This is a genomic window from Polaromonas sp. P1_G4, assembly GCF_056405475.1.
The window spans coordinates 1-7758 of the sequence record NZ_JBFUCA010000180.1 but is presented as its reverse complement, the minus strand read 5'-3'; the positions used below and the strand labels follow the sequence as shown (position 1 = coordinate 7758).

Annotated in this window: 6 protein-coding genes; 2 read left to right on the top strand and 4 right to left on the bottom strand. The window is 63.1% G+C overall.

Annotation, left to right across the window (positions count from 1 at the left end; all coding sequences use genetic code 11):
- Window positions 1-2429: ATP-dependent chaperone ClpB (gene clpB / locus AC1D1X_RS10935; RefSeq protein WP_477698272.1), on the top strand; the 2429-nt coding region annotated here is incomplete at its 5' end.
- Between the two features lie 274 nt (window positions 2430-2703).
- Entirely contained in the window at window positions 2704-3636 is a 933-nt protein-coding gene (locus AC1D1X_RS10930; protein ID WP_477669144.1) for a histone deacetylase family protein, read from the top strand.
- Between the two features lie 36 nt (window positions 3637-3672).
- On the opposite strand, the gene AC1D1X_RS10925 is transcribed toward AC1D1X_RS10930, so the two are convergent.
- The 4 genes from AC1D1X_RS10925 to AC1D1X_RS10910 all read right to left on the bottom strand — a co-directional run.
- Window positions 3673-4386, bottom strand: coding sequence for a YebC/PmpR family DNA-binding transcriptional regulator (locus AC1D1X_RS10925; RefSeq protein WP_477669145.1), 714 nt, complete (start codon window positions 4384-4386; stop codon window positions 3673-3675).
- 286 nt (window positions 4387-4672) lie between these two features.
- Window positions 4673-6565, bottom strand: a complete 1893-nt coding sequence (locus AC1D1X_RS10920; RefSeq protein ID WP_477698273.1) for a PAS domain-containing hybrid sensor histidine kinase/response regulator — start codon at window positions 6563-6565, stop codon at window positions 4673-4675.
- A gap of 59 nt (window positions 6566-6624) precedes the next feature.
- Window positions 6625-7344, bottom strand: coding sequence for a glutathione binding-like protein (locus AC1D1X_RS10915; protein WP_477669146.1), 720 nt, complete (start codon window positions 7342-7344; stop codon window positions 6625-6627).
- Window positions 7345-7454: 110 nt separating this feature from the next.
- The coding region (locus AC1D1X_RS10910) for a CreA family protein (RefSeq protein ID WP_477698271.1) at window positions 7455-7758 on the bottom strand (304 nt) is incomplete at its 5' end.

Sequence of the window (7758 nt, the reverse complement as noted above, 5' to 3'; positions counted from 1 at the left end):
GCCTCACGCAGGCTGCTGATGCAGCCGTTAAAAAACTGCCGCGGGTGCAGGGCCAGGACCAGATCCAGGTCAGCCCTGATCTCGCCAGGCTGCTGCAGGCCACCGAAAAAGAAGCCATCAAGCGCAACGACCAGTTCATCGCCGGTGAGCTCTTCCTGCTGGCCGTGGCCGACAGCAAGAGCGACGTGGGCCGGCTGGCCAAAGAAAACGGCCTGACCCGCAAGGCGCTTGAAGCGGCGATCGACGCCGTGCGCGGCGGGCAGGGCGTGAACAGCGCCGACGCCGAAGGCCAGCGCGAAGCCCTCAAGAAATACTGCATGGACCTGACCGAGCGCGCCCGCCTGGGCAAGCTCGACCCGGTGATCGGCCGCGACGATGAAATCCGCCGCGCCATCCAGGTGCTGCAGCGCCGAACCAAAAACAACCCGGTGCTGATCGGGGAGCCTGGCGTCGGCAAGACTGCCATCGTCGAGGGCCTCGCCCAGCGAATCGTCGCGGGTGAGGTGCCCGATTCGCTCAAGGGAAAGCGTGTGCTGAGCCTGGACATGGCCGCACTGCTGGCCGGCGCCAAGTTCCGCGGCGAGTTTGAAGAGCGCCTGAAAACCGTGCTCAATGAACTCGCCAAAGACGAAGGCCAGACCATCGTCTTCATTGACGAGCTGCACACCATGGTGGGCGCCGGCAAGGCAGAGGGCGCCATGGACGCGGGCAATATGCTCAAACCCGCGCTGGCCCGCGGTGAGTTGCATTGCGTGGGTGCCACCACGCTCGACGAATACCGCAAGTACATCGAAAAAGACGCTGCGCTGGAGCGCCGCTTCCAGAAAATCCTGGTGGGCGAGCCGAGCGTGGAGGCGACGATTGCCATCCTGCGTGGCCTGCAAGAGAAATACGAAGAGCACCACGGCGTGCAGATCACCGACCCGGCCATCGTGGCCGCGGCCGAGTTGAGCCACCGCTACATCACTGACCGTTTCCTGCCCGACAAGGCCATCGACCTGATCGATGAAGCCGCGGCCAAGATCAAGATAGAGATGGACTCCAAGCCCGAGGTCATGGACAAACTCGACCGCCGCCTGATCCAGTTGCAGATCGAGCGCGAAGCCGTGCGCCGCGAAAAAGACGAGTCTTCGAAAAAGCGCTTCGACCTGATTGAAGAGGAGATCGCCAAGCTGCAAAAGGAGATATCCGATCTCGATGAAATCTGGCAGGCCGAAAAAGCCCAGGCGCTCGGCTCCAAGGACGTGATGGAAGAAGTCGGCCGCATCCGCTTCCAGATTGAGGAATTCACCCGCAAGGGCGACTTCAACAAAGTCGCCGAGCTGCAATACGGCAAGCTGCCCGAGCTGGAAAAGCGCCTCAAAGAAGCGCAGGCTAGCGAAGCCAGCAAGGGAAAGTCCAATGCGCCCACGTTGCTGCGCACCCAGGTCGGCGCTGAAGAGATCGCGGAGGTCGTGGCGCGCGCCACCGGCATTCCCGTCAGCAAGCTGATGCAGGGCGAGCGCGACAAGCTGCTGCTCATGGAAGGCAAGCTGCACGAGCGCGTGGTCGGCCAGGACGAAGCCATCGGCGCCGTGGCCAATGCCATCCGCCGCTCGCGTTCGGGTCTTTCCGACCCGAACCGGCCTACGGGGTCTTTCCTGTTCCTGGGCCCCACCGGTGTCGGCAAGACCGAACTGTGCAAGGCGCTGGCCGGCTTTTTGTTCGACAGCGAAGACCACCTGATCCGCATCGACATGAGCGAGTTCATGGAAAAGCATTCCGTGGCACGCCTGATTGGCGCGCCCCCGGGTTATGTCGRCTATGAAGAAGGCGGCTACCTGACCGAAGCAGTGCGCCRCAAGCCCTACAGCGTCCTGCTGCTCGATGAGGTGGAAAAAGCCCACCCCGATGTCTTCAATGTGCTGCTGCAGGTGCTGGACGATGGCCGCCTGACCGACGGTCAGGGCCGCACCGTGGACTTCAAGAACACCGTGATCGTGATGACCAGCAACATCGGCTCGCCAATCATCCAGTCCATGGTGGGACAGCCGTATGAGGATGTGAAAGAGGCGGTAGAGGGCGAGCTGAAGAACTACTTCCGGCCCGAGTTCCTGAACCGTATCGACGAGACCGTGGTGTTCCATTCGCTCGACGCGAAAAACATCGAGTCCATCGCCCGCATCCAGCTGCGTACGCTGATAGCACGCCTGCAGAAGATGGACCTCAACATGGAGGTGTCGGAAGCGGCGATTGCCGAGCTCGCCAAGGTCGGGTTCGACCCGGTGTTTGGCGCGCGTCCGCTCAAGCGTGCGATTCAGCAGCGCATTGAAAACCCGCTGTCGAAGTTGCTGCTTGAAGGCAAGTTCCCGCCCAAGAGCACCATCCCGGTCGATGTGGACCCGATCCAGAATCCGGGGGTGTTCAGTTTCGAAGCGGCGGCCGGGTGAGACCGGGCTGGGTGGCGCTGCAGCTTGCTATCGGATTGATAGCTGCTCGCGCCGGCCAGCCGGGGGCTAGTGGCCATTTTTGATGTGAAAAAGACAAAAGCCCGTTCCTGCGCACGCAGGCAACGGGCTTTTTCTTGCTCGCCGTCTGGGGCGGCTGGCAGAGCCGCTTGCGGCCATGATCCGTTAAAGTCATTCACGAGACCGCACAAAACCCGCAGCCATGAAAGCCATCGGCTGCATGGCGGCGCCGGCGCTGCAAAGGAGACAAACGCCCATGAGCACCCTGATCTACACCCACGAAGCCTGTTTCGACCATCGTCCCGGCCCGCACCACCCGGAGTCGCCCGAGCGTCTTGAAGCCGTGCTGCAGGCACTGAAGACACCGGAGTTTGCGAAGGCGCTCTGGCGCGATGCGCCGCTGGGCTCGTTCGATCAGGTGCTCCACGTGCACACACCCGGCTATGTGGAGCAGGTGCAGGCGGTGTCGCCGGCCGAGGGCTACCGCGCGCTCGATGCCGGTGACACCATCCTGTCACCGGGCTCGCTGGAGGCGGTGATGCGTTGCGTGGGCGCAGCCTGTGCCGGCGTGGACGATGTGGTGACAAGGGAGGCGAGCAACGTTTTTTGCGCTACCCGCCCCTGCGGACATCATGCCGAGGCAGATCAGGCCATGGGCTTTTGCGTGTTCAACCAGGCGGCCATTGCAGCGCTGCATGCGCGCCAGCGGCACGGCATCCAGCGTGTTGCGGTGGTGGACTTCGACGTGCACCACGGCAACGGCACGCAGAACTCGTTCTACGACGACCCTGACCTGTTCTACGGTTCCTGCCACCAATCGCAGTTTTACCCCGGCACCGGCGCGCGCCATGAAACCGGCGTGGCCGGAAACATCGTGAATATGCCGTTTCCGCGGGGCACCGGGTCAGTCGCCTTCCGCGCCGCGATGACCGACCAGTTGTTGCCGGCCCTGCGCAGGTTCGCACCCGGGCTGCTGATCATCTCCGCGGGCTTCGATGCCCATCATCTGGATCCGCTGGGCGGCCTGAAGTTCACAGACGACGATTACCACTGGATCACCCGGGAGCTCATGAAGGTGGCCGATGAAACCGCCGACGGCCGCGTGGTTTCCGTCCTCGAGGGAGGCTACAGCCTGGAAGGCCTGGCCAGCGGCACGGCGGCGCACGTGCGTGCGCTGATGGGCAACTGATACGGGACGCGCCCGCGGAACGCAAACAACCAGGCCCTAGCTGCCCAAGCCCGCATAAATGGTCTGCACATCGTCATTGGCATCGATGGCGGCCAGGAAGGCTTCGACTTCCTCGAGGTCGGCGGCGCTGAGGGTTGCCGGATCGACCGGGTTTTTCGGCTTGTAGCCCAGTTTGGCCGACAGCACGCTGAAACCCTGGGCCGGCAGTGCGCGGCTCACAAGGTCAAGGTCGACAGCGTCGGTCAGGAACAGGGTGGTGCCTTCTTCTTCGCCCGGCTCAAAGTCCTGGGCCCCGGCTTCGATGGCGGCCAGTTCGGGGTCGGCGCCTGCTGCTGCAGGTTCGGCTTCAATCATGCCCACGTGGTCAAAATCCCAGGACACCGAGCCGGAAGTGCCCAGCTGCCCCTTGCGAAACAACACGCGCACTTCGGATGCGGTGCGGTTCAGGTTGTCGGTCAGGCATTCGACCATGACCGGCACGCGGTGCGGGGCAAAACCCTCGTAGATCACGTGTTCAAAATGAACCGCATCGCCGGTGAGGCCGGCGCCCTTCTTGATCGCGCGCTCCAGCGTGTCTTTGGGCATGGAGACCTTGCGGGCCTGCTCCACCACCAGCCGCAGGCGGGCGTTCAATGACGGGTCGGCACCGCTGCGCGCGGCCACCATGATTTCCTTGGCCAGTTTTCCAAATACCTTGCCTTTGGCATTTGCGGCCAGTTCCTTGCCTTTTGCTTTCCACTGCGCGCCCATGTTTGATCTTCCTTGGTATRCCGCAGCGCTTCATGCGCCCGGCTTGATGCTTATTGATGTGAGGTGAGCGGCCACGCGCGGGGTGGGGAAAAGCGCGGAACCGAGGGCTCTGGTTATACACCCATGGCCACAGTGGCCTGCTGGCGGGGCTTGCGGGCGAGCCAGGCACATTGGCATCCCTGGAGTTGCTATCTATTTGATAGCTGCTGGCGCACGTTGTTATTAGGCTGCAGGCCTTTTTGTTCCTGAAAATGGGTAAAAACAGCCTTCCCGGCCGCCCAAACGCTCAAACCACCACGCCGGCGGTCTGCAGAAATGCCTGCAGGGCGGTAAAGTCCAGCGGCTTGGTGAGGTGCTCGTCGAACCCGGCGGCCAGCGCGCGGCTTTTGTCTTCGTCCGTGCCAAAGCCGGTGAGGGCCGCGACCGTCACCTGCTCGCCGCCGTGCAGGGCGCGCAGGGCTGCCAGCACCTCGTAGCCGTTCATTCCCGGCATGCCGAGGTCCAGCAAAACGGCCTGGGGTGCCTGCTGGCGAAACATCTCCAGCGCAGCGGGGCCGTCATAGGCCACTTTCACCTGGCAGTCCATCAGCCTGAGAATTTCCGCCAGGCTGTTGGCTGCATCGCGGTTGTCGTCCACCACCAGGATGGCTGCGCCCGGACCGCTTGCGTCATCGGTGCCGTGCACGCCTGTCTGCGCATTGGGCAGGAAAAAAGTGAATGTGCTGCCGCGGCCGGGGCCCTCGCTTTCAGCATGCAGTGCGCCGCCGTGCATTTCCACCAGGGAGCGTGCCAGCGTCAGACCGATGCCCAGCCCGCTTTCCCGCGCGGCGGTCTGCGCGTCGCCCTGGGAGAACAGCTCGAAGATCTGGCTGAGCGCCTGGGACGACAGACCCAGCCCGTTGTCGTGGACCGAGGTGTAGAGCTGCGTGCCCTCTTGCCAGACTTTCAGCTCGATCAGGCCCGCCTCGGGGGTGTACTTTGCGGCATTGACCAGAAGGTTCTGCAGGACCTGCGCAAGCCGTGTGGCGTCTCCCTGCACCAGCGGCGACGCGGCCGGGATGTCTGCCTTCAGGCGGTGGCRCCGCGCATCAAACAAGGGGCGCACGGCCTCAATGGAGCGGGCCACCACCTGGTTGTAGGAAACCTGCTCCGCCTTGAACCGGATCTTGCCGGTGGTCAGCCGCCCGACATCGAGCAGGTCGTCGACCAGGCGTGTCATGTGCGTGAGCTGCCGGTCGATCATGTCGCGGCTGCTTCGAACCAGCGGGCTGGGGGAGGGTTCCAGTTGCAGGATGGTGATGGCGTTGCGGATGGGGGCCAGCGGGTTGCGCAGCTCGTGCGCCAGCATGGCCAGGAACTCGCTCATGCGCTTGCTGGATTTTTCCAGCTCGTGCAGGCGCCGCCTTTCGGTCATGTCGCGTGTGACTTTGACAAAGCCGCGCAGTTGCCGGCCCGTGTCATACACCGGGGCAATCACCACATTGGCCCAAAACACCGAGCCGTCCCGCCGAACGCGCCAGCCTTCTTCTTCAGCCCGGCCATACTCCAGGGCCGCCTTCAGTTCGGCTTGGGGTTTGCCGGCCTCAAGGTCTTCAGGACGGTAAAACAGGCTGAAATGTTTGCCGATGACTTCGCTCGGGCTGTAGCCCTTGATGAGCTGCGCGCCGCTGTTCCAGCTCTCGATCACGCCGTCGGGGCTGAGCATGAAGATCGCGTAGTCCCGCACCCCTTCGATCATGAACCTGAAGCGTTCTTCGCTCTCGCGCAGCGCTTCCTCGTGAGCCCGGCGTTCCGTGAGGTCGCGTGTGACCTTGCCGAAGCCGGCGAGTTGTCCGTTCTCGTCCCTGAGCGCGGTAATGACGACATTGGCCCAAAAACGGCTGCCGTCCTTGCGGATGCGCCAGCCTTCTTCCTCGAAGCGCCCATCTCTTTCCGCGCGGCGCAACTCCTCGGCGGGCCATCCGGCGGCGACGGCCTCAGGGGGGTAAAAGGTGGAGAAATTGCGGCCGATGATCTCGTCGGCGCGGTACTGTTTGATGCGCTGGGCGCCGATATTCCATGACATCACGTTGCCCGCGGTGTCGAGCATGAAGATGCCGTAGTCCTGCACCGCATCCACCAGCAGGCGAAAGCGATCCGTTGTAATCTGTTCCGGGGTAGGAGCTGGCTTGGCGGACATGCCCGCCATGATAGCCACTTTGACCATCCCGGCCTGTCCGCCGTATTCGCGTGGGAGCGTCAGCCGCGCGCGGGTATGCCCAGCCCCTTGACGACCGCAGGGCGCGCCACAAACGCGTCGAGCACGCGCGTCACGTTGGGAAATTTCTGGATTTCCACCAGCTCACCGGCGCCATAAAACCCGATCAGGTTGCGCACCCAGCCGAAGGTGGCGATGTCGGCAATGGTGTAGTCGTCGCCCATGATCCAGCTGCGGCCTTCGAGCCGCTGATTCAGCACACCCAGCAGGCGGCTGGATTCGGCGACATAGCGGTCGCGCGGGCGCTTGTCTTCATAGTCCTTGCCGGCAAACTTGTGGAAAAAGCCGAGCTGGCCAAACATCGGGCCGATCCCGCCCATCTGGAACATCAGCCACTGGATGGTTTCGTAACGGGCCGCGGCATCCGCCGGCAGGAATTTCCCGGTTTTTTCGGCAAGGTAAATCAGGATGGCGCCGGACTCGAACAGACCGAGTGGTTTGCCGCCGGGCCCATTGGGGTCAAGGATGGCCGGGATCTTGTTGTTCGGGTTCAGCGACATAAAGGCCGGCGACGTCTGGTCGTTGCTGCCAAAGTCGACGAGGTGCGGCTCGTAGGGCAGGCCGCACTCTTCCAGCATGATCGATACCTTGACGCCATTGGGCGTGGGCAGCGAATACAGCTGGATGCGGTCAGGATGCTGGGCGGGCCATTTCCGGGTGATGGGGAAATCGGTCAGGGAGGTGGCGGTGGTTTGGGTCATGGGTCGAAATTCTGTTGTCAAAAGTGAAAATGCTGAAGGCGCAGCCCGCTAGTCCCGGCGGTCCGCGTGGGTATTCAGGCCCGCCAGCCGTGAAGACCGTGGCCGGCCCTTTACTTCACCGGTATCACCGTGCCCGCAGGCACCGGAACCGCTGTCACGCTGTTCTGCGGCGAACCTTCGATCACGCGGTCGGAATAGGTGAGGTAAACGAGGGTGTTGCGTTTGGTGTCCACCATGCGCACCACACGCAGCTTTTTGAAGACCAGCGAAATGCGTTCGCTGAACATTTCTTCCTGCTTCTCGATGGGTTTGCCTCCCGGGAAACTGATCACGCTGGTCTGCCGGCAGGCTATCGAGGCTTCGGCCTTGTCTTCGGCCACGCCGAATGCGCCCTTGATACCGCCCGTCTTGGCG

Coding starts and splice junctions, on each gene's coding strand:
- AC1D1X_RS10930 (WP_477669144.1), top strand. CDS start 2,704: ATGAGCACCCTGATCTACACCCACGAAGCCTGTTTCGACCATCGTCCC.
- AC1D1X_RS10925 (WP_477669145.1), bottom strand. CDS start 4,386: ATGGGCGCGCAGTGGAAAGCAAAAGGCAAGGAACTGGCCGCAAATGCC.
- AC1D1X_RS10915 (WP_477669146.1), bottom strand. CDS start 7,344: ATGACCCAAACCACCGCCACCTCCCTGACCGATTTCCCCATCACCCGG.